This window comes from Streptomyces sp. NPDC057694 (assembly GCF_042799415.1).
Taxonomy (GTDB): Bacteria; Actinomycetota; Actinomycetes; order Streptomycetales; family Streptomycetaceae; genus Streptomyces.
The window spans coordinates 91,701-115,463 of the sequence record NZ_JBHVIX010000029.1 but is presented as its reverse complement, the minus strand read 5'-3'; the positions used below and the strand labels follow the sequence as shown (position 1 = coordinate 115,463).

19 protein-coding genes are annotated in these 23,763 nt (G+C 71.7%); 10 read left to right on the top strand and 9 right to left on the bottom strand.

What is annotated here, in order from left to right; translation table 11 throughout:
• Window positions 1-269: 269 nt before the first annotated feature.
• The 7 genes from ACFVDP_RS38265 to ACFVDP_RS38235 all read left to right on the top strand — a co-directional run bounded on the left by ACFVDP_RS38265 (window position 270) and on the right by ACFVDP_RS38235 (window position 10,824).
• Entirely contained in the window at window positions 270-1,724 is a 1,455-nt protein-coding gene (locus tag ACFVDP_RS38265; protein WP_383500453.1) for a hypothetical protein, read from the top strand.
• Between the two features lie 14 nt (window positions 1,725-1,738).
• Window positions 1,739-2,815, top strand: a complete 1,077-nt coding sequence (locus tag ACFVDP_RS38260) for a glutamate ABC transporter substrate-binding protein (protein ID WP_383500450.1) — start codon at window positions 1,739-1,741, stop codon at window positions 2,813-2,815.
• Between the two features lie 55 nt (window positions 2,816-2,870).
• Window positions 2,871-4,172: a hypothetical protein gene (locus tag ACFVDP_RS38255; protein ID WP_383500447.1), complete on the top strand. Its 1,302-nt coding sequence runs from the start codon at window positions 2,871-2,873 to the stop codon at window positions 4,170-4,172.
• Window positions 4,173-4,384: 212 nt separating this feature from the next.
• Window positions 4,385-6,862: a tetratricopeptide repeat protein gene (locus ACFVDP_RS38250; protein ID WP_383500476.1), complete on the top strand. Its 2,478-nt coding sequence runs from the start codon at window positions 4,385-4,387 to the stop codon at window positions 6,860-6,862.
• A gap of 31 nt (window positions 6,863-6,893) precedes the next feature.
• Window positions 6,894-8,171 (top strand): protein phosphatase 2C domain-containing protein, encoded by a 1,278-nt coding sequence (locus ACFVDP_RS38245; protein WP_383500444.1) that lies wholly within the window; start codon window positions 6,894-6,896, stop codon window positions 8,169-8,171.
• Window positions 8,172-8,236: 65 nt separating this feature from the next.
• The gene (locus ACFVDP_RS38240) at window positions 8,237-9,589 is read left to right on the top strand and encodes a VWA domain-containing protein (protein WP_383500441.1); all 1,353 of its coding nucleotides are present in this window, start codon (window positions 8,237-8,239) and stop codon (window positions 9,587-9,589) included.
• A gap of 62 nt (window positions 9,590-9,651) precedes the next feature.
• Entirely contained in the window at window positions 9,652-10,824 is a 1,173-nt protein-coding gene (locus tag ACFVDP_RS38235) for an FHA domain-containing protein (RefSeq protein WP_383500438.1), read from the top strand.
• A 163-nt stretch (window positions 10,825-10,987) separates the two neighbouring features.
• On the opposite strand, the gene ACFVDP_RS38230 is transcribed toward ACFVDP_RS38235, so the two are convergent.
• Window positions 10,988-11,980: a methyltransferase domain-containing protein gene (locus tag ACFVDP_RS38230; RefSeq protein ID WP_383500435.1), complete on the bottom strand. Its 993-nt coding sequence runs from the start codon at window positions 11,978-11,980 to the stop codon at window positions 10,988-10,990.
• A gap of 313 nt (window positions 11,981-12,293) precedes the next feature.
• Between ACFVDP_RS38230 and ACFVDP_RS38225 the strand changes: the two genes are divergently transcribed.
• Window positions 12,294-12,698, top strand: a complete 405-nt coding sequence (locus ACFVDP_RS38225) for a globin (RefSeq protein WP_383500432.1) — start codon at window positions 12,294-12,296, stop codon at window positions 12,696-12,698.
• Between the two features lie 13 nt (window positions 12,699-12,711).
• Here ACFVDP_RS38225 and ACFVDP_RS38220 read toward each other — a convergent pair whose 3' ends face one another.
• The 4 genes from ACFVDP_RS38220 to ACFVDP_RS38205 all read right to left on the bottom strand — a co-directional run bounded on the left by ACFVDP_RS38220 (window position 12,712) and on the right by ACFVDP_RS38205 (window position 16,241).
• Window positions 12,712-13,404 carry a hypothetical protein gene (locus ACFVDP_RS38220; protein WP_383500472.1) on the bottom strand — a complete coding sequence of 231 codons (693 nt, stop codon included), beginning with the start codon at window positions 13,402-13,404 and terminating at the stop codon, window positions 12,712-12,714.
• Window positions 13,405-13,409: 5 nt separating this feature from the next.
• A complete protein-coding gene (locus tag ACFVDP_RS38215) occupies window positions 13,410-13,826 on the bottom strand; it encodes an acyl-CoA thioesterase (RefSeq protein ID WP_383500429.1) in 417 nt (138 codons plus the stop codon).
• Complete coding sequence (ettA, locus tag ACFVDP_RS38210) at window positions 13,826-15,490, bottom strand: energy-dependent translational throttle protein EttA (protein ID WP_383500427.1); 1,665 nt, start codon at window positions 15,488-15,490, stop codon at window positions 13,826-13,828. Before ettA ends, ACFVDP_RS38215 begins: the two co-directional genes overlap by 1 nt.
• 349 nt (window positions 15,491-15,839) lie before the next feature.
• Complete coding sequence (locus tag ACFVDP_RS38205; RefSeq protein ID WP_383500423.1) at window positions 15,840-16,241, bottom strand: hypothetical protein; 402 nt, start codon at window positions 16,239-16,241, stop codon at window positions 15,840-15,842.
• A 134-nt stretch (window positions 16,242-16,375) separates the two neighbouring features.
• On the opposite strand from ACFVDP_RS38205, the gene ACFVDP_RS38200 reads away from it, so the two are divergent.
• Complete coding sequence (locus ACFVDP_RS38200) at window positions 16,376-16,906, top strand: proline dehydrogenase (protein WP_383500421.1); 531 nt, start codon at window positions 16,376-16,378, stop codon at window positions 16,904-16,906.
• An 83-nt stretch (window positions 16,907-16,989) separates the two neighbouring features.
• The gene (locus ACFVDP_RS38195) at window positions 16,990-17,529 is read left to right on the top strand and encodes a hypothetical protein (RefSeq protein ID WP_383500418.1); all 540 of its coding nucleotides are present in this window, start codon (window positions 16,990-16,992) and stop codon (window positions 17,527-17,529) included.
• Window positions 17,530-17,693: 164 nt separating this feature from the next.
• Here ACFVDP_RS38195 and ACFVDP_RS38190 read toward each other — a convergent pair whose 3' ends face one another.
• The 4 genes from ACFVDP_RS38190 to ACFVDP_RS38175 form a co-directional block, all read right to left on the bottom strand.
• The gene (locus tag ACFVDP_RS38190) at window positions 17,694-19,136 is read right to left on the bottom strand and encodes a Cys-Gln thioester bond-forming surface protein (RefSeq protein WP_383500415.1); all 1,443 of its coding nucleotides are present in this window, start codon (window positions 19,134-19,136) and stop codon (window positions 17,694-17,696) included.
• Between the two features lie 420 nt (window positions 19,137-19,556).
• Complete coding sequence (locus ACFVDP_RS38185; protein ID WP_383500412.1) at window positions 19,557-20,000, bottom strand: single-stranded DNA-binding protein; 444 nt, start codon at window positions 19,998-20,000, stop codon at window positions 19,557-19,559.
• 201 nt (window positions 20,001-20,201) lie between these two features.
• Window positions 20,202-22,079 (bottom strand): GTP-binding protein, encoded by a 1,878-nt coding sequence (locus tag ACFVDP_RS38180; RefSeq protein WP_383500469.1) that lies wholly within the window; start codon window positions 22,077-22,079, stop codon window positions 20,202-20,204.
• Window positions 22,028-23,665, bottom strand: coding sequence for a dynamin family protein (locus ACFVDP_RS38175; RefSeq protein ID WP_383500409.1), 1,638 nt, complete (start codon window positions 23,663-23,665; stop codon window positions 22,028-22,030). Before ACFVDP_RS38175 ends, ACFVDP_RS38180 begins: the two co-directional genes overlap by 52 nt.
• Window positions 23,666-23,763 lie beyond the last annotated feature (98 nt).

Sequence of the window (23,763 nt, the reverse complement as noted above, 5' to 3'; positions counted from 1 at the left end):
ACGAAGTGCGCATCTCAGGGGCGCGGGGAACTGCGCGAGAAGCGGCCACCGGGCCGCAGATGAAGAACTGCCCAGGGGCGCGGGGAACTGCGCGAGAAGCCCCACCGGCCCGCACCCGACCGACGACCCCCAAGGCCCCGGGAACCGAACCCACCCCCGCTACGTGTTCAAATGCAGGGCTCGCAAACAAGATCGAGTCAATGCCTGTGCGGATGTCAGTCGCGGCAGCGATACTTACCGCCGACGCACGACCATGGGGGAGGGTCGAAGTGACATACCCGCCGAACGGAAGCACGGCGCCACCGGGGCACACCGCCGTGCCCACGATGCCGACGGTCCCGCCGCAACAGACCCGCGGCACCGCACCACCGGCACCCGTAGCCCCGCCCCCGGCGGAGCCCCGCCGCACGGCCTGGGCGGAAGGCATCGAGCGGCTGAAATCGGCGGCCACCACCGAGCCGGGCCGGCTGCGCATCATCGGCGCCGTGCTCGCCCTGCTCGTCGTGGCGTTCGGCGCGACGACGGCCTGGCAGATGACGGACCGCCAGGCCGCCGCGGACGACGTACTGCACTCCAGCCAGCCCCTGAGCGCCGACGCCGCCGACATCTACCGCTCCCTCGCCGACGCCAACACCACGGCGTCCAGCGGCTTCCTGGCCGGCGGTCAGGAGACCGCGGCCGTCCGGGACCGCTACGAGAAGGACATCCGTACGGCCGCCGACAAGCTCGTCACCGCCGCGGCCAGCACCGACCCGGGCACCCCGTCGGCCGCCACGATCGCGAAGCTCAACAAGCTGCTGCCCGAGTACAAGGGCCTCATCGAGCGCGCCCGTGCCAACAACCGGCAGGGCTACCCGCTGGGCGGCGCGTATCTGCGGTACGCGAACGAGAAGATGCAGACCGAGATGCTCCCGGCCGCCGAGGACCTGTACACCAAGGAGAACCAGCGGCTGCGCGACGACTACGACGCGGCGACCCCCTACCCCTGGATCGCGATCGCGCTCGGCGTCGTCGCCCTCGCCGGACTCGCCTGGGCGCAGCGGCGCAACTACCGTCTGACGAACCGGGTGTTCAACCACGGGCTGCTCGCGGCCACGGCCGCGTCGGCCGTCGTGCTGCTGTGGCTGGTGGTCGGGCACACGGTGGCGCGCGGCGGGCTCAACGCCTCGTACGACCAGGGCGTCCGGTCGCTGAACGTGCTGCACGACGCGAGCATCGCCTCCTTGAAGGCGCGGGGGAACGAGAACCTGACGCTGGTCAGCCGCGGCGCCGAGACGGTGAAGGTGGGCGAAGAGGTCAAGGACAAGTACGACGTCGACTTCCAGAAGCAGATGACGACGCTGGCGACGAAGCTGAAGGCGGCGGACACGCTCGCCGAGGGCGACGCGGCCGGCGAGGCACCGGTGACGAAGGCGAACAGCAGCATGAAGGAGTGGCGGATCCGCCACACCGACGCGCGCAAGCAGGACGATTCCGGTAATTATCAGGGCGCCCTCGACAAGATCATCGGCTCGAAGGACGACAAACCGACGGGTGAGTGCTTCGATCTGGTGGACCAGAGTCTCGACCAGGCTCTGGTGCACGAGCAGGCACAGTTCACGTCCGACGCCACCGGCGGCCGCGACGCGATGACCGGACTCTCGGTCGGCGCGGCGATTCTCGCGGTGCTCGCGGCGGCGGGCGCGCTGCTGGGCATCGGGCGCAGGCTTTCGGAGTACCGGTGAGAGGGGGTGCGGGGATGGACGAGCGAGACGCGCGCAGGGTGAGTCTGCGCGGCTGGGGCGGCGTGGCGGCGATGGCCACCGCGGTCGCCTGCGCCCTCGTGGCGGTGTTCACGGTGCTGCTCCCCCTGTCGCACACGGCGAGCGGCGACGGCAGCACGGGCCTCGGCTCGGGCGGCGTGGCCGACGGCCTGCAGACGAAGGCCACGGACTGCGACCCGGACAAGAAGGGCAAGGAGCCGGAGCGCAGCCTCGATCCGAAGGGCGACCAGAACGGCGAGGCCGTGAAGGCCATCAAGGACCGCGGCTATCTGTCGGTCGGCGTCGACCAGAACAGCTACCGCTGGGGCTACCGCGATCCCAACAAGGGCCTGGACAAGAACGGTTCGGCGGGCGAGGAGAAGACCAGCGAGCTGGAGGGCTTCGACATCGACCTCGCGCACGAGATCGCGGGCGAGATCCTCGGCGACCCCGGCGCGATCCGGTTCCGCGCCATCCCCACCAACCAGCGCATCCCGGCGATCAAGAGCGGCCAGGTCGACATGGTGGTCCGCACGATGACCATCAGCTGCGACCGCCTCGCCGACGTCGACTTCTCCACCGCGTACTTCCAGACCGGCCAGCAGGTGCTCGCCCCGCGTTCCTCGGACATCACCGGCTACGACAAGTCGCTCGCCGGCAAGCGGGTCTGCACGGCGAAGGGCTCGACGGCGGAGATCGCGCTCGGTGACGGCCGCGACGAGAAGCACGAGATCCCGAGCAGCACCGACATCACCACGACCGTGCCCAACCAGCTGGACTGCCTGGTGCGCCTCCAGCTCGGTGAGGTCGACGCGGTCGTCACGGACGGTGCCCTCGCGGCGAGCCAGGCCGCGCAGGACCCGACGGTGGAGCTCAAGGGCAAGCCGTTCACCACGGAGTACTACGGCGTGGCCATGAAGAAGGGCGCGGACGACCTGGTGCGCCGGGTCAATCAGGTGCTGGAGGACTACCGCGGCGGCGGCAAGAACAGCGGCTGGCAGAAGTCGTACGACAAGTGGCTCGAGGCCGACCTCGGGCCGTCGTCCGGCCCGCCCGCGCCGAAGTACAAGTAGCCGAAGCACAAGTAAGAACTCAGGCAGCGCAGTTGAGAAAAGCGAGAGGTGATCGATGGGCGTCGTGGGACCCCCTGGTCAGGTGATGGACCGGGACGAGGTGGACCGTGCCCTGGCCCGCCTCGGGGCCGAGCACGAGGCCATCGAGACGTCACTGCTCGCGCTCCAGGACCACGCGGGCCGCCGCCTGCTCGAAGGCGCCGAGCTGACCGGGACGACCCGGGAGCGCTGGTCGTCGGCCGAGCAGGCGATCACGCTGCTCTGGGCGTACTTCGACGCGTACGCGGGCGCGCTGCGCACCGCCCGCGGGATCCGCGCCCAGCGCCGCTGGCCCAGCCGGGACGACCTGGTGGAGCTGACCGACCTGCTGCGCGGCGACTGCGTCACCGTCGCCTCGGGCGCGAGCACGGGCGGCGGCTCACCGTCGATCACGGGCCCGGCGAAGCTCTCCGAGCGGTTCACGCTGGCCGCGATAGTGGAGCGGATGAACGACCTGTACGCGTCGTCGCTCGACATGGTGGTCGCCGCCGACTCGGTGTGGTCGGCGCTGCCCGCCCGGATAGACATGCTCGCCGCCGAGCTGTCCCGCACCCGGCAGCTCGCGCACTCCGTCGGGGTCCGCCCCGGCGAGCACCCGGCCGGTGACGACCTGGAGCGGATCACCGCCGTGCTGACCCGGCTGCGCGAGGAAGTGGTCTCCGACCCGCTGGCGTACTGGCGCAAGGCACCGGGCAGTTCGGCGCCCGGCGGCGGACGCCCGGACACCACGGCGTACGACCGTGAGGCGCGCGCCATCGAGGAGGTGCGCCGCGAGATCGACGCCGTGCTGACCGTCCGGCAGGACGCGGAGGTGCGCCTCGGGCGCCTGCGGGACGTGCTCTCGCGCGCGGACCGCACGCTCGCCGAGGCGAGATCGGCGCGCGGCGAGGTCCTCGCGAAGATCGCCGCCTCGGAGGTGCCGGCCGTGTCGGGCCCGCCGACCGTGCTCCAGGAGCAGCTGGCGACGGCGGCCGAGTACCGCAGGCACGGCCAGTGGCACCGGCTCTCCCCGCTCCTGGAGTCGCTGGAGACGAAGGCGGAGGACGAACTGCTGCGGGCCCGCGAGTCGTTGACCGCGGTGACCGCTCCGCTGGCCGTCCGCGCGGAGCTGCGCGGCCGGCTCGACGCGTACAAGGCGAAGGTGGCCCGGCTCGGTTTCGCCGAGGACCCGCTGCTCGTCGAGCGGTACGACGCGGCCCGCCGCATGCTGTGGAGCGCACCGTGCGATCTGCTGGCGGCGGAGTCGGCGGTGCTGCGGTATCAGAGGGCGGCGGCGGACGTGCTGGCCGCGCCCACGGACCAGAGGGGGGAGTCCTAGTCGTGGCGGGGGCTCAGAGATGCACGCGGCCCGGTTGTCCGGGCAGTTACGAGAACATGGGCGGGGAGCTGTACTGCGACACCTGCGGCCTGAAGCCGCAGGCCGGGCCCGGCCCCGGCCCCGGCGCCCCGGCGCCCGCGGCGGGTCCGGCGGGTTCCGCCGCGCGGCCCGGCACGTGTCAGCGGCCCGGCTGCGCCGGCTCCTACGCGGACATGGGCGGCGGTGAGCTGTACTGCGACACGTGCGGGCTCGCCCCGGTCGTGTCGCCGACCGGGATGGTGTCGTCGCCGCCGACCGGCATCGCGGGTGGCGGCTCGCGCGGTTCGCGGAGTTCACGGGCCAGTTCGCGGTCCTCGTCGCGGTCGACGCGGTCGTCGTCGCGCTCCTCGCAGTCGCGCCGGTCGGTCTCGGGGCGGCTGTCCCGGTCGCTGTCCGGGACGTCGACCTCGCGGTCGGTGTCGGTGCGCAGTTCGGGGGCGAGCGCGAGCAGTTCGGGCCGGGCGCGGCTCGGCGCCGGACTCGTCCGCGTGCCCGACGTGCCGCGGCCCGACCCGCGCGCGATGGTGCAGGAGAACCCCGAGGTCCCCGAGCGGAAGCGATTCTGCTCCCGCTCGGACTGCGGGGCGCCCGTGGGCCGCTCGCGCGGGGAGCGGGCGGGCCGCACCGAGGGCTTCTGCACCAAGTGCGGCCACCCGTACTCCTTCGTGCCGAAGCTGAGCACGGGCGACGTCGTGCACGGCCAGTACGAGGTCGCCGGCTGTCTGGCGCACGGCGGTCTCGGCTGGGTCTACCTCGCCGTCGACCGCGCGGTGTCCGACCGCTGGGTGGTCCTCAAGGGCCTGCTCGACACCGGTGACCAGGACGCGATGGCGGCGGCGATCTCGGAGCGCCGCTTCCTCGCCGAGATCGAGCACTCGAACATCGTCCGGATCTACAACTTCGTCGAGCACCTCGACCAGCGCACCGGCTCCATGGACGGCTACATCGTCATGGAGTACGTGGGCGGCAAGTCGCTGAAGGAGATCGCCAACGAGCGGCGCACCCCCGAGGGCCGGCGCGACCCGCTGCCGGTGGAGCAGGCGTGCGCGTACGGCATCGAGGCGCTGGAGGCCCTCGGGCATCTGCACAGCCGCAATCTCCTCTACTGCGACTTCAAGGTCGACAACGCGATCCAGACCGAGGACCAGCTCAAGCTGATCGACATGGGCGCGGTCCGGCGGATGGACGACGCCGAGTCGGCGATCTACGGCACGGTCGGCTTCCAGGCGCCCGAGGTCGCCGAGGTCGGCCCGTCCGTCGCCTCCGACCTGTACACGGTGGCCCGGACCCTGGCCCTGCTCACCTTCGACTTCCAGGGCTACACGAATGTGTTCGTGGACTCCCTGCCCGACCCCGGAAACATCGAGGTCTTCCGCCGCTACGAGTCGTTCTACCGGCTCCTGGTGCGGGCCACCGACCCGGACCCGGCCCGCCGCTTCGCGTCCGCGCAGGAGATGGCCGAGCAGCTGACGGGCGTGCTGCGCGAGGTCGTCGCGCTCCAGACGAACCGGCCGCGGCCGGCCCTGTCCACGCTCTTCGGGCCGGAAGTGAAGGTCACCGACACCGAGTTGTTCGGGCGGCTGGACTCCGACGTGTCGCGCCTCGGGGTGCGCCAACTCCCCGAGCGCGAGCGGAGAGGCAAGCAGCTCGCCCCGGTCCCGGCGCCCGCGCTGCCGCCGTCCCCCTCGGCTCTGGTCAGACCGCTCCAGGCGGTCACCACCGCGCTGGCCCTGCCGGTCCCCCGGGTCGACCCGAACGATCCGAACGCCGGGTTCCTCGCGGGCCTGATGACCTCCGCGCCCGCGGAGCTGGTCGCGGCCCTGCACGCGGCCCCCACCGGCTCCCTCGAACTGCGCCTGCGCGAACTGCGGGCCCGCCTGGAGATGGGCGAGCTCGACGCGGCCGTCCGGGGCCTCGCGGCCCTGGAGGCGGACCGCCCCGACGACTGGCGGGTGGTCTGGTACCAGGGCGTCGCCTCGCTCGCGGTCGGCGACCACGCCAGCGCGGCACTGTCGTTCGACGCGGTCTACGACGCGTTCCCCGGCGAGCCCGTGCCCAAGCTGGCGCTCGGCGTCTGCGCGGAGGTGCTGGGCCAGTTGGACAACGCGGCGGAGTACTACCGCCTCGTCTGGACCACCGACCCGAGCTATGTCAGCGCGGCGTTCGGCCTGGCGCGCGTCCAGCTCGCCGCCGGTGACCGGGCCGGCTCGGTGCGCACGCTGGAGTCGGTGCCGGAGTCCTCGATCCACTACACGGCGGCCCGGGTCGCCGCGGTCCGGGCGCGGCTGCGCGGACGGATCGCGGAAGCGCCCGTCTCCGGGCACGGCGACCCGCTGCTCGGCGACCTGACGGCCGCCGCGGGGCAGGTCGAGGCGCTCGACGCGTTCGGCCTCGACGCGGTGCGCCGCGAGCAGTTGTCCACCGAGGTCCTCGGTACCGCCCTCGACTGGGTACTCTCCGGTAGGCAGGGTTCCGGTCAGCCGGCAGGCCCCGCAGGCACGGTGGTGCTCGGCAACGATCTGGACGAGCGCGGACTGCGCCTCGGCCTGGAACGCTCGTACCGGACACTGGCCAGGCTCGCTTCAAGGGGCGAGGAGAGGATCGAACTGGTGGAGCGGGCCAACCGCTACCGCCCTCGGACGTGGGTGTGAGTTGATGTCGCAGACGCACCAGTCGACAGCTATGTCAGTGTGTCCCAGCTGCGAGGAGCCGCTCGAAGAGAGCGACCGCTTCTGCGGGGCCTGCGGATACGACCTTTCGTCGGCGCCGCTGGCGTCGGCTCCGGACGGCCGTCCGGAGCCGGCGACGACGCGGCCGCCGGAGGGGTCCGCCGAGTGGCCGGCCGCACAGGAGACGGACAGTTCGGACACCCCCGCGCCGGTGCATCTGCCGACCGACCTGGAGGGCACCGAGTCCGACGGCGGCGCGCTGCCCGCCTCCGGCGTGCGGTTCGACGGCGTGCCCGAGGGCGGCGCCGCGGCCGGTGCGCCCGATCCGCGTACCGCGACGCCCGAGCAGCTGGAGGCGGCCACTCCGCCGGCCGGCACCAAGCTGTGCGTGGCCTGCCGCTCGGGTCAGGTCGACCCGGACGGCTACTGCGAGAACTGCGGGCACGCCCAGCCGCGTGAACGCGATCACATGGAGCAGGAGTTGGGCGCGGTCGCCGCGGTCAGCGACCGGGGCCTGCGCCACCACCGCAACGAGGACGCGTTCGTGATCTCCTCGGCCGCGCTGCCCGACGGCTCCCCCGCCGTGGTCGCCGTGGTCTGCGACGGGGTGTCGTCCGCGACCCGCCCCGACGACGCCTCGCTCGCGGCGACCCGCGCGGCCAACGAGTCGCTGCACGAGTCCCTGCCGCGCGGCACCCACCCGCAGCAGGCGCTGCACGAGGCGATCCTGGTGGCCGCCGAGGCGGTCAACGTGCTGGCGCGGGAGCCCGCGACGGCCCGCGAGCACCAGCCGCACCAGAACGCGCCGGCGTGCACCTTCGTCGGCTCGATCGTCACCCGTGACCTGCTCGTGGTCGGCTGGGTCGGCGACTCGCGCGCCTACTGGGTGCCCGACGACCGCACGGCGACCGCGGCCCGGCTCACCGAGGACGACTCGTGGGCCGCGCAGATGGTGTCGGCGGGCCTGATGAGCGAGGCGGAGGCGTACGCCGACGAGCGCGCCCACGCGATCACCGGCTGGCTCGGCGCGGACGCCTACGAACTGGAGCCGCACACGGCTTCCTTCAAGCCGGACCGGTCCGGTGTCGTGGTGGTGTGCACCGACGGGCTGTGGAACTACGCGGAGTCGGCGGAGCAGATGGCCGGTGCCGTGCCCGTCGACGCCGCCGCCCGTCCGCTGCACGCGGCCCAGGTGCTGACCGGTCACGCCCTCGACGGCGGGGGCCACGACAACGTAACAGTGGCGGTCCTGCCGTTCCCGGGGGCCCGGCAGGGGGCAGGATCGGCCTGAGGCCGGCCCGCGCGTCGCTCAACGCACAATGCTCAAGTGATGTTGTCCAGGGGGGACTTGTCATCATGGCCAATTTCTCGAAGCCGACCGTGCCGCAGTTCTCGGTCGAGGTGTACCAGAACGAGTACCTGCCGGAGGGGGGCCGCGAGGTCAACGCGATCGTCACGGTGACCGCGACGGGCGGCGGGACGGTGGGCAGCGCCGTGGGCGCCCCGCACCTGTACAGCCCGGGCACCTCCGTGGACGCCGCGGTCGCGCTGATGGTGGACTGCTCCGGCTCGATGGACTACCCGCCGACCAAGATGCGCGGCGCCCGCGAGGCGTCGGCCGCCGCGATCGACACCCTGCGCGACGGTGTGCACTTCGCGGTGATCGCGGGCACCCACGTCGCCAAGGAGATCTATCCGGGCAACGGCCGGCTCGCCGTCGCCGACGCCACCACCCGCGACCAGGCCAAGCAGGCGCTGCGCAAGCTGTCCGCGGGCGGCGGCACGGCGATCGGCACCTGGCTGCGCCTGGCCGACCGGCTGCTGTACGCGGCCGATCCCTCGGGGTCGATGGTGCGGCACGGCATCCTGCTGACCGACGGGCGCAACGAGCACGAGTCGCCGGAGGACCTGCGGGCGACGCTGGACGCGACCGCGGGCCGCTTCACCTGTGACGCCCGCGGCGTGGGCACCGACTGGGAAGTGAAGGAAGTCACAGGGATCGCCTCGGCGCTGCTCGGCACCGCCGACATCGTCGCCGACCCCGCGCACCTGGCCGAGGACTTCACGCAGATGATGGAGACGGCGATGGGCAAGGAGGTCGCGGACGTGAGCCTGCGCCTGTGGACCCCGCTCGGCTCCGAGATCAAGTTCGTGAAGCAAGTGGCGCCCACCGTCGAGGAGTTGACCGAGCGCCGCACGGAGGCGGGCCCGCGGGCCGGCGACTACCCCACCGGCTCCTGGGGCGACGAGTCCCGCGATTACCACGTCTGTGTCCAGGTCCCGACGGCCGACCTCGGCCAGGAGATGCTGGCCGCCCGGGTCTCGCTGGTGATCCCGCAGTCCGACGGCTCGGCCCAGACCGTCTCGCAGGGCCTGGTCCGCGCGGTCTGGACGGACGACATGGCGGCCTCTACGTCCATCAATCCGCAGGTCGCCCACTACACGGGCCAGGCCGAACTGGCGCAGGTGATCCAGCAGGGTCTGGACGCCCGCAAGGCGGGCGACGACGCGGGGGCGACGGCGAAGCTGGGCCGGGCGGTACAGCTCGCGGCGCTCTCCGGAAACGCCGATACGGCGAAACTGCTTTCGAAGGTGGTGGACGTGGTGGACGCCGCGGAAGGTACTGTTCGATTGAAGCCGAAGGTCGCGGAGGCCGACGAGATGACTCTCGAGACCCGCTCCACCAAGACCGTTCGCGTCAAGAAGTAGCCATCCGAGATCACCCATGGCAAGCCCGGGCTTGCGCGTGAAGGAGAGGGGGAAGCGCCGACATGCCGACCTGCCCGAACGGACACCAGTCGGGTTCCGAAGACTGGTGCGAGGTCTGCGGTCACCGCATGGCCGGTGCCGTACCTCCGCCCCCTCCGCCGCCGCCGGCCCCCGGCTACGGCTACCCGCCGCAGCAGCAGGCTCCGCAGGGCCCTCCCCGGGCGCCGGAGCTGTGCCCGCAGTGCCGTACGCCGCGTGAGGGCGGTGCGCCGTTCTGCGAGGAGTGCCGCTGGAACTTCCTCACGAACACGGCGACGTCGTACACCCCGGCGGCACCGAACCCGCCGCTGCCGACGTCCGGTGGCCCTGGTGGCCCGCAGCAGCAGGGCCCGAACCCGGCGATGCGCTTCCAGCAGCCGCCGCAGGGCCCCGGCCAGGACCCGTACGAGTACCAGGGCTCGCGCCCGTCGCAGATGAACCGGCCGGCCGAGCCGATCCCGCCGAATCCGTTCGGCAGCGAGCCCTCGGGCCCGGCCCCGTTCCCTCCGGGCCCCGGCGGCCCCGGCGGCACTCCCCCGCAGGCCTACCAGCCGCAGCAGCCGGCGCCTCCGACCCAGCCGGGCCCGATGCAGCCGCCGAACCCGTCGTTCGGCGGTCCCGGCGGCCCGGGTGGCCCCGGCGGTCCTGGTGGCACGAGCGGCGACGACTGGACGATCTCCCCGCCGTCGTCACCCACCGCGGCACCGGACGGCTACCAGCAGCAGCCCCCGCCGCCGTACCAGCAGCAGCCGCCCCAGCAGGCGCAGCAGCCTCAGCAGTCACAGGGGTACGTCACGTGGTCGGCGACGATCGGCCCGGACCGTGACTACTTCATGGCGATGATGCACCGCAGCGGCCCCGAGGCGTCGGGCCTGAACCTGCCCGCGTACTCCCCGGAGCAGCAGCGCCCCCTGGTCGGCAACCAGCTCTCGATCGGCCGCCGCCGCCACTCCACCGGTGACACCCCCGACATCGACCTGTCGGTGCCGCCGGAGGACCCCGGGGTCTCGCACCAGCACGCGGTGCTGGTGCAGCAGCCGGACGGCAGCTGGGCGGTGGTCGACCAGAACTCGACGAACGGCACGACGGTCAACGGCGGCGAAGAGCCCATCCAGCCCTTCGTCCCGGTCCCCCTCCAGGACGGCGACCGAGTCCACGTGGGCGCCTGGACAACCATCACCATCCACAGGGCCTGACCCCCCCCGGGCTGGGGACGCGGAAACCTGCGCCCCAGCCCCGCCAGGGGCGCGGGGAACTGCGCGCCCAGCCACGACGAGACCCGCACCCGACAAAGCACACCGGGGCCCCGGGGGCGCAGCCCCCGGTTTCGGGACGGGAAGGGGCGGCGGGGGCGACTCCCTACCCCCCACCGGGCAGATCCCACACACACGGCCCCCGCGGATCATCGAGCCACACCCACTCCCGCCCCCCACTGACGGTCACCCCGAACCGCTCCCGCCCGGGCCGCCCCTCCCGCTCCCACAACGCAAGCACCTCCCGGACCCCGCCCAGCCCCCCGGTCAGCTCCAGCAGAAACCGGAACACCTCGTCCCCCGCCACCCGCCGAGGCACCCCACCCACGGAGCCCACCCCACCCCCGCCGGGCAGCCCGCCTTCCCCCCGCACCGCGACGAAATACGCCGGCGTACGCAAGAACCGCCCCTGCGCGAACCCCCCGTCCCGCACATCGAGCCGCAGCAACCCGGTGGCCACCGGCGCCAGAATCCGCGCCCCGGGCCGGCACTGCGCCAGCCACCCCACCGGCACCGCCCGCAAGGCGCACGTAGCCATGATCCGGTCGTACGGCGCCCGCTCGACGCACCCCCGCGCCCCGTCCCGGGTGACGACGGCGGGCCGGTACCCCGCGGCGGCGAGATGCGCCCGCGCGGACTCGGTGATCTCGGGATCGAGATCGACGGTGGTGACGGCGGCGTCCCCGAGCCGGTGCGCCAGCAGCGCCGCGTTGTACCCGGTCCCGGCCCCGATCTCCAGCACCCGGTGCCCGTCGCGCACATCGAGGTCGGCCAGCATCTTCGCCATGAGCGACGGCTGGCTGCTGGAGGAGACGAGTTCCCCGTCCCGCAACCGGGTGGCGAGCGGCTGATCCGCGTACGCCCCCCGCAGCCACCGCTCGCGCCGCGCGGGATCCGGGTCCTCCCCCCACAGCCGCTCGTGGCCGCCCGGCGCCCCGACGAAGTAGTACGGCACGAAGAGGTGCCGCGGAACCTGCTCGAAGGCGTCCCGCCACCCCGCGTCCCGGTCCCAGACCCCGGTCCCGGCGATCTCCCGCACGAGCCCGGCCCGCGCCCGCCCGGCGAGACCACCCGCTCCACCGTCGCGCTCCGTACCCATACGCCCACTGTGCGGCCCGCGTCGCAAAACGGCGAGGTCCTAGGTCGTGGCCGCAAAGTCCCGTCGTCCGCCCGGAGGGCGGGCCCGGCGGCGTCTGGTGCGTGCTCTCAGGGGGTCCCCCCGGCCGAAGGCTGGGGGAGTGCCGGGCGCGAGGCCTCGTACTGGACGTACTTGGCCTTGTGCCCGGTGCGGCGAGAGCACGTGCCAGGCGTCGCCGGGCCGGGGGCACCTCCCAGCGGTAGCTGGGGGAGGGACTTTGCGGCCACGACCTACGCCCCAAGTCCTGGATCTCCGCGTCTGAGACGATGGACGGGTGACTGAGACCCCGCGCGACACACTCCAGGAGCAGACCTTCTACGAGCAGGTCGGCGGCGAGGAGACCTTCCGCCGCCTCGTGCACCGCTTCTACGAGGGCGTCGCCCAGGACCCGCTGCTCCGCCCCATGTACCCGGAGGAGGACCTGGGCCCGGCCGAGGAGCGGCTCGCCCTGTTCCTGATGCAGTACTGGGGCGGCCCGCGCACGTACAGCGACAACCGGGGCCACCCGCGGCTGCGGATGCGGCACGCGCCGTTCCAGGTGGACCGGGCGGCGCACGACGCGTGGCTGAAGCACATGCGGGACGCGGTCGACGATCTGGACCTGTCCGAGGAGCACGAGCGGACGCTGTGGAACTACCTGACGTACGCGGCGGCATCCATGGTGAACACGGCAGGCTGAACCGCGGAGGACGTCAGGCAGGCGTGACGCCGAGCCCGCCGAGCCCCACCGTGGCGTCGCCCCGCCGGACCGCCACGGACCCGTAGGCGGTGCGCAGCCGCAGCCACGCCCCGGCGGCGAGCAGATCCACCGAGGCCCCGCGCAGAAACCCGAGGGAGACGGCGGCGTGCGCGACGCGCACCGGCACTCCGGTGCCGTCGCCCAGGACGATCTCCCGCGACCAGATGTCCCGCCCGATACGGTCGAGCGCGGCCCGTGTCCGTGCCTCGGGCGCCAACTCCTCGACCCGGCCGCGGAATTCACCCACGGCGGTCTTCACGAGCCCGCGCAGTTCGTCGGCGGCGGGAAACCCGTCGACCCGCTGCCAGCCGCTTCGCGGGGGCAGCACGCCGGCCCAGGGCGGCCCGGTGACGGCGCTCGGAACCGTGGCCGTCACCGCGCTCTCGTCGATGGCGTCGAGCAGTTCCCCGGCGGACACGGTGACGTCGAGGGCGTCCTCGATCCCGTTCTCGTACGGCTTGAGCAGCCGGGCCGCACGGATGGCCAGCACCTCGAACGACGGCGGCCGCCCGAACACCGCGAGCGCCTGTCCACCGGACTGCGCCTGCAACCGGACGGCTGCCGCCTTGTCGTAGTGCAGCAGCCGGCCGAGGAAGGCGGCGAGGTCCGCCGCCTCCCCGGCATCGGCGAAATACAGCACGGGCACGCTGCTCATGCGGCGAGCGCCTCCGGGTCGCTGTCGTCCCGGTACTCCTGGAGGAACTCCTTCTCCTCGGCGGTGATCCGCCGGGGCCGCTGCGCCTCGAAGTCGAAGGGCACGATGACCGTCGAGGCGCGCACGTACACCACGTCCTCGTCCTTGACCTCGTAGGCGAGCGTGAACGAGGCGGCCCGTATCCGGGTCACCCACATCTCGATGGCCACCGGCGCGTGCCGGTGGACCAACTGCCGCTTGTAGTCGATCTCATGGCGTGCCACGACAGACCCCTGCTGGAAATCCTTGTCCGGGCGGAACAGGAAGTCGATGCGAGCTTCTTCGAGGTACCGAAGAAAGACCACGTTGTTGACGTGGCCGTACGCGTCCATGTCCGCCCAGCGCAGGGGGCAGGCGTATACGTGGCGTGCCATCAGCCGCGGGTCAGCTTCTTGTAGGTGGCGCGGTGCGGGCGGGCCGCGTCGGCGCCGAGACGCTCGATCTTGTTCTTCTCGTACGAGTCGAAGTTGCCCTCGAACCAGAACCACTTGGAGTCACCCTCGTAGGCGAGGATGTGGGTGGCGACCCGGTCGAGGAACCACCGGTCGTGGGACACGACCACAGCGCAACCCGGGAACTCGAGAAGCGCGTTCTCGAGGGAGCTCAGCGTCTCGACGTCGAGGTCGTTGGTCGGTTCGTCGAGGAGCAGCAGGTTGCCGCCCTGCTTGAGGGTGAGCGCGAGGTTGAGGCGGTTGCGCTCACCGCCGGAGAGCACGCCGGCCGGCTTCTGCTGGTCGGGCCCCTTGAAGCCGAAGGCCGACACGTACGCCCGCGACGGCATCTCGACCTGCCCGACATTGATGTAGTCGAGTTCGTCGGAGACGACCGCCCACAACGTCTTCTTCGGATCGATGTTGGACCGGTTCTGATCGACGTACGAGATCTTGACGGTCTCGCCGACCTTGATCGCACCGGAGTCCGGCGTCTCAAGCCCCTGGATCATCTTGAAGAGGGTGGTCTTACCGGCACCGTTCGGCCCGATGACACCGACGATCCCGTTACGCGGCAGCGTAAAGCTGAGGTCGTCGATGAGCACCTTCTCCCCGAAGGCCTTGCTGAGGTGCTCGACCTCGACGACGATGCTGCCCAGACGCGGGCCCGGCGGGATCTGGATCTCCTCGAAGTCCAGCTTCCGCATCTTGTCGGCCTCGGCCGCCATCTCCTCGTAGCGCGCGAGACGCGACTTGGACTTGGTCTGCCGCCCCTTGGCGTTGGACCGCACCCACTCGAGCTCTTCCTTGAGCCGCTTCTGCCGCTTCTCGTCCTTCTTGCCCTCGACCTTGAGGCGCTCGGACTTCTTCTCCAGGTACGTGGAGTAGTTGCCCTCGTAAGGAATGGCGCGGCCGCGGTCGAGCTCGAGGATCCACTGCGCGACGTTGTCGAGGAAGTACCGGTCGTGGGTGATGGCCACGACGGTGCCCTTGTACTGGGCCAGGTGCTGCTCCAGCCAGTTCACGGACTCGGCGTCGAGGTGGTTGGTGGGCTCGTCGAGGAGCAGCAGGTCGGGCGCCTCGATGAGGAGCTTGCAGAGCGCGACGCGGCGCTTCTCACCACCGGAGAGGTTGGTGACGGGCCAGTCGCCGGGCGGGCAGCCCAGGGCGTCCATGGCCTGCTCCAGCTGACCGTCGAGGTCCCACGCGTTGCCGTGGTCGAGGTCTTCCTGGAGCTTGCCCATCTCCTCCATCAGCTCGTCGCTGTAGTCGGTGGCCATGAGCTCGGCGACCTCGTTGAACCGCTTGAGCTTGCCCATGATCTCGGCGGCGCCGTCCTGAACGTTCTCCAGAACGGTCTTGGACTCGTCGAGCACCGGCTCCTGCATGAGGATGCCGACGCTGTATCCCGGGCTGATGAACGCGTCACCGTTCGACGGCTGCTCGATGCCCGCCATGATCTTCAGGACGGTCGACTTACCGGCACCGTTCGGACCGACGACGCCGATCTTCGCGCCGGGGTACATGCTCAGGGTGACGTCGTCGAGGATCACCTTGTCGCCGTGCGCCTTGCGCGCCTTGCGCATGGTGTAGATGAACTCAGCCAAGAGAAACCGTCCGGCAGTCGAAGTGTGGTCGCGTCAAGGGGCCCGCGTGCACGGCTCCACCGCGCGAGGGCAGATACACCCCATCTTGCCGCATGGCTACTGCTGGGCGGAAACCCGTATCGGGGGACGGCTCTGAACTGCGGGTTCTCCGTGGATGCCAGTAGCTGGGCCGTCACTGTCGGTCGCTGATCGGCGGCCACGCGAACCTCGCACGGCCCGGAGACGGCCCGGGGTCACTGATGGCACTCCGGCCGAGCCTGACGGTGACGGGGGCAGCGGCGTGCTCAACCGCAATCGCCGATGCCGCCGATGCCGCCGATGCCGCCGATGCCGCCAGGAGAGCGTGCCGCTACCAGTCGCGCCACCGATCCGTTATTTCGTGGCGCCCCAATCCGTGTCGCGCCGTCAGCGCTGGGACGTCGATTCCCCGCTCGGTGAGGGCCTGGTCGATGTAGTCGCACAGCCGCTCACGCTCGTCCGTCTCGTAAGCGGCACCGTCGTGCTCGTCGTTGATGGCGTTCAGGGCCAGGACAACACGCTGAACGACATCGAACACGCTTTGGTCCGGTGCGCCTTGGAGCGCGGAGACATCTGCCTCGAACGCGTCCAGGACGCTGTCGGTGGCGATGATCAGGCGCTCGGGAAACAGTTCAGCCGCGTAAGCGCACTCGACATTCAGGCTGCCGGCGGCCAGCTCGCGCTGTTCCCTCTCCACGTCCTTGCGCCAACTTGTCGTAGGTCTTTCGATCATGGGCGGACCGTACAGTCGGCCACTGACAACGCCGCTCCGTGCTGCGCACGACTCCGAGGCGCGGGCCGGGCAGCGCCGTCCCTCTGAGGTAGGGCTCCGAACACCAGAGTCCTCGTACTCGGCAGAATTGGCCCATGGACGCTGGTCTGACTGCACTCCTGGGCGCCGCCGTGGGCTCACTCGCCACCCTGGGCTCCGCGATGCTCACCGGGCGCGTGGCTGCCCGCTCCCAGTTCGCCCAATGGCAACGGCAACACCGCCGGGACGCATACGCGAACTACCTGGCCGCGCTGTACGACCGCGATATCGCCCTGGACGCGGTACGCGACGCACTGCGGGCAGACCATCCGGACCTGCGGGAAATCGACGCGAACATGGAGCGCTTCCACGCCCAGGCCCGCAACGTTCACCGTTCTGCCGAATTCGTCATCCTCGAAGGCCCGCAGTCGGTGGTGCAGGCGCTCTACCGTGCGGTGCACGCGGCCGACAGCCTGGCCGAGGTCATGCGCCGAATGGTCCGTGACGCCCACGCGGGCGACACATCCCGCAAAGTCGCGGACCTCGAACTCGCCGCCGAGCGCGAGCATTTGTCGTACCAGGCGGTCAAAGTCCTCCGCGCGGCGGCATCGGACGTCCTCGGCTACAGACGAATACGCGTCCCCTAGCCCCCCCGACAGCGGCATCGGCATCGGCACGGACTTTCGATACTCGCTGGAGCCCAGTGGGCGGGCGCCGCAGGATAAGGCGCATGAGTCAGCCGGCCGTCATGCACCGGGTGGAGTTCCTGCGCCACCCTCACCCCGATCACCCGCACCTCACGTTCTGGGGTATCCGGATCGACGGCACCGACCTCCGCGTTCTGGTCGCGGAGGCAACGCGCGCACTCTGGGATCGCGAGCTCGACGAGGACGACGACACCCCGCAGGAGCGAGAGGAGTTCCTGCTGAACCAGCACGCGCCGCTGTACCTGGACGACGACGCCGACGGCGCCCGGGCCCGGGCTCATTTCCTGGGCGACGCTCCACCGCATCTCCGCAACGACGCCACCGGTGCCCTGTGCCTCCTGGTCTGTCCCTGCGGCATCCCCGCTTGCTGGGCCCTGCTCGCTACGGTCCGCGCCACGGCGACGGAGGTCGTCTGGTCCGGCTTCCACCAGCCCGATCGCCCGGAGTGGGGCGAACTTCCTTTGGGCCCCTACGTCTTTCCGCGCCCGGCCTACGACGAGGCTTTGGCCGCACCGACCCGGCTCACCCAGGACCCCCTCGCCCCGCTGCTGGGTGCGGCGTAGTCCCCGATTCAGCAGCGGGACGAGGGCACCGTCGAGAACATCGGCGAACCGTTCCCCTAGCCAGCTCTCCCCCCAGTGCCGGCTCCCCCAGCTGCTCGGGGCGGAAGGTGAGGACGGCCGGGATCAGCTCGCCGTCGTCACCCTCCCGGTGTCCGATCCTGCGCTCACTCCTCCCCGGACTCGGACGCCCCCTCCGCCGGAGTCTTCTTCTTGCGTACGAGGACCAGTGCGGCGCCGCCGACCAGGACCAGCACGATGGCCGTGCCGGCGATCACCGGCGTCGCGTTCGACGCGCCGGTCTCCGCCAGGTCCGTGCCGGAGGTGCCGGTGCCGCCGACCGAGGCGGGGCTGGGCTGAATCGTGGTCTGGGTGCGCAGGCTGTTGTCGTCGGCGTTGGCCGCGGAGGCCGTGCGGCAGTCGAGGATGCCGCGCAGGCGCTTCTCGAAGCCGTGCGGGCCCTTGATCGTGAAGTCGTAGGCCTGGTCCTCCTGCAGCGGTATCGTCACCGTCCGCGTCGCCTCGGCCCGGACCGTGTACCGCTCCCCCATCAGCTCGAAGGTGAACGGCTCGTCCCCCTTGTTGGCCACGGTGATGTCGACGCCGCCCTTGACGCAGTTCTTCTGCGCCGAGAGGGCCGGGACAGCGCCCTGCCGGGCCCAGGTCGCCGTGGCGCTCGCGGAGACCGTGGACTCGCTTGAGCCCGCGAGGATCTGTGTCTGGCTGTGGGTGTCGGAGGTGAAGGCGCGGCCGACCGGCACCGTCGTGGAGGCCTGTACGGTCAGCGCGGCCGAACCCGCGTCGGCGTCCTCGGGTATGTCGAAGTACAGGCGGCTGCCGTCGACCGCGGACGTGACCGGCTCGCCGTTCTTGTCGACGATCCGCACCCCTTCCGCGGCGGCCGCGGCAGGCGGCGTCACGCCGACGCTGCCGGCATCGGTGCGCACCGTGACCGGGCCGACCCGCTCGCCCTGGTGCCCGGAGACCGCCTGCGGCGTCAGAGTCAGCGACGCTCTCGGCTCGGTGAGGTTCAGCGCGCTGCGCTGCAGATAGTCGGCGAGCTTCTCGGCGGCGGGGCTGACGGCCTCGACGTCGGCCTGGTCCGAGTAGCGCCAGATGGCCACCTGGGTGCCGGCCGCGGCGTCCTGCTCGGTGAGGGTCTTCGTCTGGGCCTTGCGGGCCAGCGCGGCGAGATCGTTGACCTGCGGGTACGAGTTCTGCAGGATCCAGCGGATCTTGCCCGCGTCCTTGTTGCCGCCCAGTGAAGTGCTGTTCCAGGAGGTTTCCTGGTAGCGGGCGTCCGTCTGTGTCGGGTTGTGGATGTCGACGCAGTACGTCTGGAGCATGCCGCCCCCGTCGACGGTCATCCGGAACAGGCCCGCCGAGACTCGCTCGTCCTTCCCGTCCTGGTGCACCACGGCCGTCCCGTGCGTGTCCATGCCGCTGATGACGGCGCTCGCCCCGCTCTGCTCCGGGGCGCCGTCGACCGCTCGGGCCGGGCCCGCGCCGGATATCGCGCCGGCCATCACGAGCCCCGACACCAGGGCCGCCGCGGCGATCCGGACGGTGGACCGCCCGTACCGCGCGGCCCGCGTGAACACTGAATACACGTAATTCCCCTTCAGGCGGGACGCGTTGAAGCTTGGGGGGTGATGTCCCGCCGCCAGAATCAATGCCGACCTGAGCGACCCTGAGCGACCCGGCCGGCTCTTGAGCCTCTCCAAATTCGGGAGCCTCCGAAGTTCTCGGACGCGTCTTCGAGCCCAGGAACTCCGCCCGCATCCTAAGGACGTCGGCTGTGACGGTTCGTTGGAGGTGCAGCCCGGTCGACGATCCGACTCGGAATCGTTATCGCCGAAACCATGTGCGAAGTGGGCTTATCGGCACATCACCGACGCCTCTTTTCGCCCTTCCGGGTTTCGTTGCTCCCGGTGTCGCCGCTCTCGCTTTCGTTGCTCCCGTTTTCGTTGCTCGCGCCCTCGTTACTCGCGCCTTCGTTGCTCGCGTCTTCGTTTCTCGTGTCACGGGCTTCACCCCACCGGCTGCGGCTCGATCTCGAACGACGGTTCGTCCAGCGCCTGTTGCGCCTGATGCTCGCCCTCCGCGCCCGCCGCCTTCCGCGTCGCCCGTCGGAACGCCGACGTGCCGCGCGAGAGGTCGTGCCCGATCGTGCTCGCCTGGATGTCCGCCGACGTCCAGTGCTGCCCTCCGCGCTCCTCGTCACGCACCTTCAACCGGCCCTGCACGATGACGGGTTCACCGATGGTGATCGAGCCCTGCACATTGGCGCCGAGCGGGCCGTTGGCCCACACCGTGAAGAAGTTGGTGTGCCCGTCCACCCATTCATTGCGCACCCGGTCGAAGCGGCGCGGGGTCACAGCGAGCCGGAACCGGGACACCGGCCCCGTCGGCAACTCCCGGTAGACCGGAGTCGTCGCGACATTCCCCACCACTGTCAGCAGCGTCTCGTTCATGGCGTACGCCCTCCCCTGATCGTCTGAAGATCGCCCCAGGCCACCGACGTCAGCCCTACCAGCCACGTCAGCTCTGTCAGCCCTGCCAGCCCTGTCAGCCCTGTCAGCCAGGGCAATCGCCTGACCGCGGCGGTCCGGGCCCTTCCCGAACCGCGATCCCCAGACTGCCCCCGCCGCCGATCTCCCGCTGCCGCCTGTGTCCTACCGGCCGGTTGTGGAAATCCCCGTCACCCGTACGTACTGCTCCCGCACCTCCCGGTACCGCAGCAGCTCCGCCGCGACGGGGTCGAGCACCCGCGCCCGGCCGCAGGCCCCCGCGGCGTCCCGCAACCGACGCTCGGCGTCCTGCCCGTACCGCCGCGCAGGGCCCTTGGCCGCGAGCCGGCACGCCCACTCCACGCACGGCCCGCCCACGATGCCGGTCAGCATCATCAGCACGGGCACCCCGAGATTGGGCGACACGACCCCGACGATCTGCCCCAACAGCCACAACCCGCCCAGCACCTGAAGGACCGTCATGGAGACCTGGGCGAGCACCGCCACCGGCCACCACCCCGGACGCGGCGGGCGCGCACCGGCCCCGGGCACCGCCACAGGCTGCCGCGCCCCCGTGTCCGGCGTGCCCGCCGCGACGGCCAGTTCGTCGAGCGCCTGGGGCAGTCCCTCGGCGCCGCGCGTGGCCGCCTCCCGTACGGCCTGTCCCCAGGCGGTGGGCAGTCCGGTCGCCGCCGCGTCGCCGACGGCCCGTACCGCGTGCTCGACGCGCTGGCGCGCCGTGGCCTCTTCGTCGGCGGGCGGCGCGGCGGCCTGCGTGCCGTTCGCGGTGGCGGCGCGCTGGGCCTCGTACCACCGCCAGAGCCTGAGCCACGGTGTGCCGCAGGCCTTGTTGGCGCCACGTGCCCAGGCGCGTTCGGCGGCCTGTCCGGCCGCTGCCGCGCCGACCGCCTCGGCGAGCCGGTCGGCGAACTCCTCGCGGGCGGCCTCACTGAGCCCGATCTGCCGCCCGGCCGTGTACACCGGCCGCAGTCGCTGGGCCGCCGCGTCCACGTCGGCGCCGATCCGCTGCGCGGCGGCGCGCCTCTCGCCGACGAACTGGTCCAGAGCCTCGCGCAGTTCACCGACGCCGTCCCCGGTCAGCGCGGACAGCGGCAGCACGGTGGCGCCGGGTTCGCCGTGCTCGCCGAGCGCGATGCCGTCCTCGTCGAGGAGGCGCCGCAGGTCGTCGAGGACCTGTTCGGCGGCGTCGCCCGGCAGCCGGTCGACCTGGTTGAGGACGACGAACATCACCTCGGCGTGCCCGGCCATGGGCCGCAGGTAGCGCTCGTGCAGCATCGCGTCGGCGTACTTCTCGGGGTCGACGACCCAGACCACGGCGTCCACGAGGGCGAGCACCCGGTCGACCTGCTCGCGGTGCGCGGGCGCGGCGGAGTCGTGGTCGGGCAGGTCGATGAGCACGAGCCCGTCGAGGGGCGTGTCGCTGTGCTGCCCCTGTAGTGGCCTGCGCCGCGAGCGCCCGGGGATGCCGAGCCGGTCGAGCAGGCCCGCCGCGCCGTCGGTCCAACTGCAGGCGATCGGCGCGGAGGTGGTCGGCCGGCGCAGTCCGGTGTCGGACAGCGGCACACCCGCGAGAGCGTTGAACAGCGTCGATTTCCCGCTCCCCGTGGCCCCGGCCACCGCCACGACGGTGTGCCGCGCGGAGAGCCTGCGCCGGGCGGCGGCCTCGTCGAGCACCCGTCCCGCCTCGGCGAGGGTCGGGCCTTCCAGACGCGTCCTGGACAGGCCGACGAGTTCGCGGAGCGCGTCGAGACGGTCCTTCAGTTGCCCGTCGTCGTGCGTTCCCGTTCCCGTTCCCGTGCCGGTCGGCGGGGCGGTCTCCAGAAGGTCGCCCGCCTGTCCCGCGGCCCGCCGGGCGATGAGCCCGTCGTCCCAGGCGCCCGCCTTGGGGGGCGAGTCGGCGGCGAGGGGCTCCCCGTTCCGGGGCTGATCGGCGTACTCGGTGTCGTGATCCGTGACGGCGGTCACCGCCCTCACCTCTCCTTCTGCAGCAGCGAAAGGGCCGCGATCAGTTCGGCCTGGGATTCCGGGGTGACGCCGAGCCCGTCGAGCGGCGTGAGCCGGCGTTCGCGCTCCGCGCCGAGCACGGTGTCCAGGTACTCGCCGAGCAGCCGCCCACCTCGGTCGCGCAGCTTCAGGGCGCCCTGTGCGCCGATGCGCTCGGCGAGGTTCTCGCCCGCGGCCCTGGCCCGTCGGCCGCCGAGCAGCGCGGTGGCGACCAGCGCGGCGACGACCTCGGGCTCCGGTGGCGCTACGCCCTGGAGGTCGCCGACGGCCCGCACCTCGTCCTCGGCGTACTCCTCGAGGACCCGACGCCACCGTCGTACGGCCATCCCGATGCGGTGCTCGGCGCTCTCCAGTTCAGGGTCCCGGCCGGCCAGTTCGGGTGCGCCACCACCCGGTTCGCGCCGCCACGCCTCGTCGACGCGCTGGTCGGCAGCGCTTACGGCGCACAAAAGAAGAGCGCTGAGACTCTCCACGAGCGCGTCGAGGAGTTCTCCGGCCGAGCAGTCCAGCGGATAGCTCCGCCACCGCTTGAGGGCGTCACCGGCGAGCACGCCGCCCCGCTGCAATCTGCTGCGTACGCGCGCGTGCTCGTTCTCGTACGCCTCCTCGACCGCGGTGGTGAGCCGTACGGCGGCCGAGTGCTGGGCGGCGACGGCGGCGGCCAGTTCCGGCATGCGGGCCTTGAGCGAGTCGAGCACGCCGCGCGCCGTACGGGTGACGGCGATGGCCCGTGCGTCCGGGTCCTGGGCGCGGTGGGTGAGCCAGGCCCGCAGGGGCGCCACGGCGGTGGCGGGCAGCAGTCCGCCGTTCCCGGTGGACTCGGGCAGTTCGGGCACGGTGAACCGCGGTACGTCGCCGAGCCCGGCCTTGGTGAGCAGGGCCCCGTACTGCCGCGAGACCTCGGCGACCACCTGATGCGGTACGCGGTCGAGCACGGTCACCAGGCTGGCGTCGTACTCCTTGGCGGTGCGCAGCAGGTGCCACGGCACGGCGTCGGCGTACCGGGACGCGGTGGTGACCATGATCCAAACGTCGGCGGCGCTGACGAGCCGGGCCGCGAGCAGCCGGTTCTCGTCGACCAGGGAGTCGACGTCGGGCGCATCGAGGAGAGCGAGCCCCTGCGGCAGCGTGCCCGCGGTCTCGACCCTGAGTACCTGTTCCCCGTCCTCCAGTACGGGGTCGAGCGCGTCGTCGTCCTCGTCCACGGCCTCGTCGTCGGCCTGCCGGGGCACCCACACGCGCGTGAGGTCGGGCAGTACCCGCATCCCGGAGAACCAGTGGTGGTCGTCCGGATGGCAGACGAGCACGGGCGTCCGCGTCGTCGGCCGCAGCACTCCGGCCTCGCTCACCACACGCCCTACGAGTGAATTCACCAGAGTGGACTTGCCGGCCCCGGTCGATCCACCGATCACGGCGAGCAAGGGCGCTTCAGGGGCGCGCAAGCGGGGCACCAAGTAGTCGTCGAGCTGTGCGAGCAACTCGTTTCTGTTGGCACGCGCGCGTGGTGCCCCCGCGAGGGGGAGCGGGAAGCGCGCGGCGGCGACACGGTCGCGCAGCGCGGTAAGTGCGTCGAGCAGCTGAGGCCGTACGTCCAAGGTCACCACATGCGAAGAATGCCCAATTTTGACGCCTTTCTGAAGCATATGAGCGCACCTGCGCGCCGATAACACGCCAGAACAGACCAGGAGGCCCAGCCGAAACC

Coding starts and splice junctions, on each gene's coding strand:
- ACFVDP_RS38260 (WP_383500450.1), top strand. CDS start 1,739: ATGGACGAGCGAGACGCGCGCAGGGTGAGTCTGCGCGGCTGGGGCGGC.
- ACFVDP_RS38255 (WP_383500447.1), top strand. CDS start 2,871: ATGGGCGTCGTGGGACCCCCTGGTCAGGTGATGGACCGGGACGAGGTG.
- ACFVDP_RS38250 (WP_383500476.1), top strand. CDS start 4,385: ATGGGCGGCGGTGAGCTGTACTGCGACACGTGCGGGCTCGCCCCGGTC.
- ACFVDP_RS38245 (WP_383500444.1), top strand. CDS start 6,894: ATGTCAGTGTGTCCCAGCTGCGAGGAGCCGCTCGAAGAGAGCGACCGC.
- ACFVDP_RS38240 (WP_383500441.1), top strand. CDS start 8,237: ATGGCCAATTTCTCGAAGCCGACCGTGCCGCAGTTCTCGGTCGAGGTG.
- ACFVDP_RS38235 (WP_383500438.1), top strand. CDS start 9,652: ATGCCGACCTGCCCGAACGGACACCAGTCGGGTTCCGAAGACTGGTGC.
- ACFVDP_RS38230 (WP_383500435.1), bottom strand. CDS start 11,980: ATGGGTACGGAGCGCGACGGTGGAGCGGGTGGTCTCGCCGGGCGGGCG.
- ACFVDP_RS38215 (WP_383500429.1), bottom strand. CDS start 13,826: ATGGCACGCCACGTATACGCCTGCCCCCTGCGCTGGGCGGACATGGAC.
- ACFVDP_RS38205 (WP_383500423.1), bottom strand. CDS start 16,241: ATGATCGAAAGACCTACGACAAGTTGGCGCAAGGACGTGGAGAGGGAA.
- ACFVDP_RS38200 (WP_383500421.1), top strand. CDS start 16,376: ATGGACGCTGGTCTGACTGCACTCCTGGGCGCCGCCGTGGGCTCACTC.
- ACFVDP_RS38195 (WP_383500418.1), top strand. CDS start 16,990: ATGAGTCAGCCGGCCGTCATGCACCGGGTGGAGTTCCTGCGCCACCCT.
- ACFVDP_RS38185 (WP_383500412.1), bottom strand. CDS start 20,000: ATGAACGAGACGCTGCTGACAGTGGTGGGGAATGTCGCGACGACTCCG.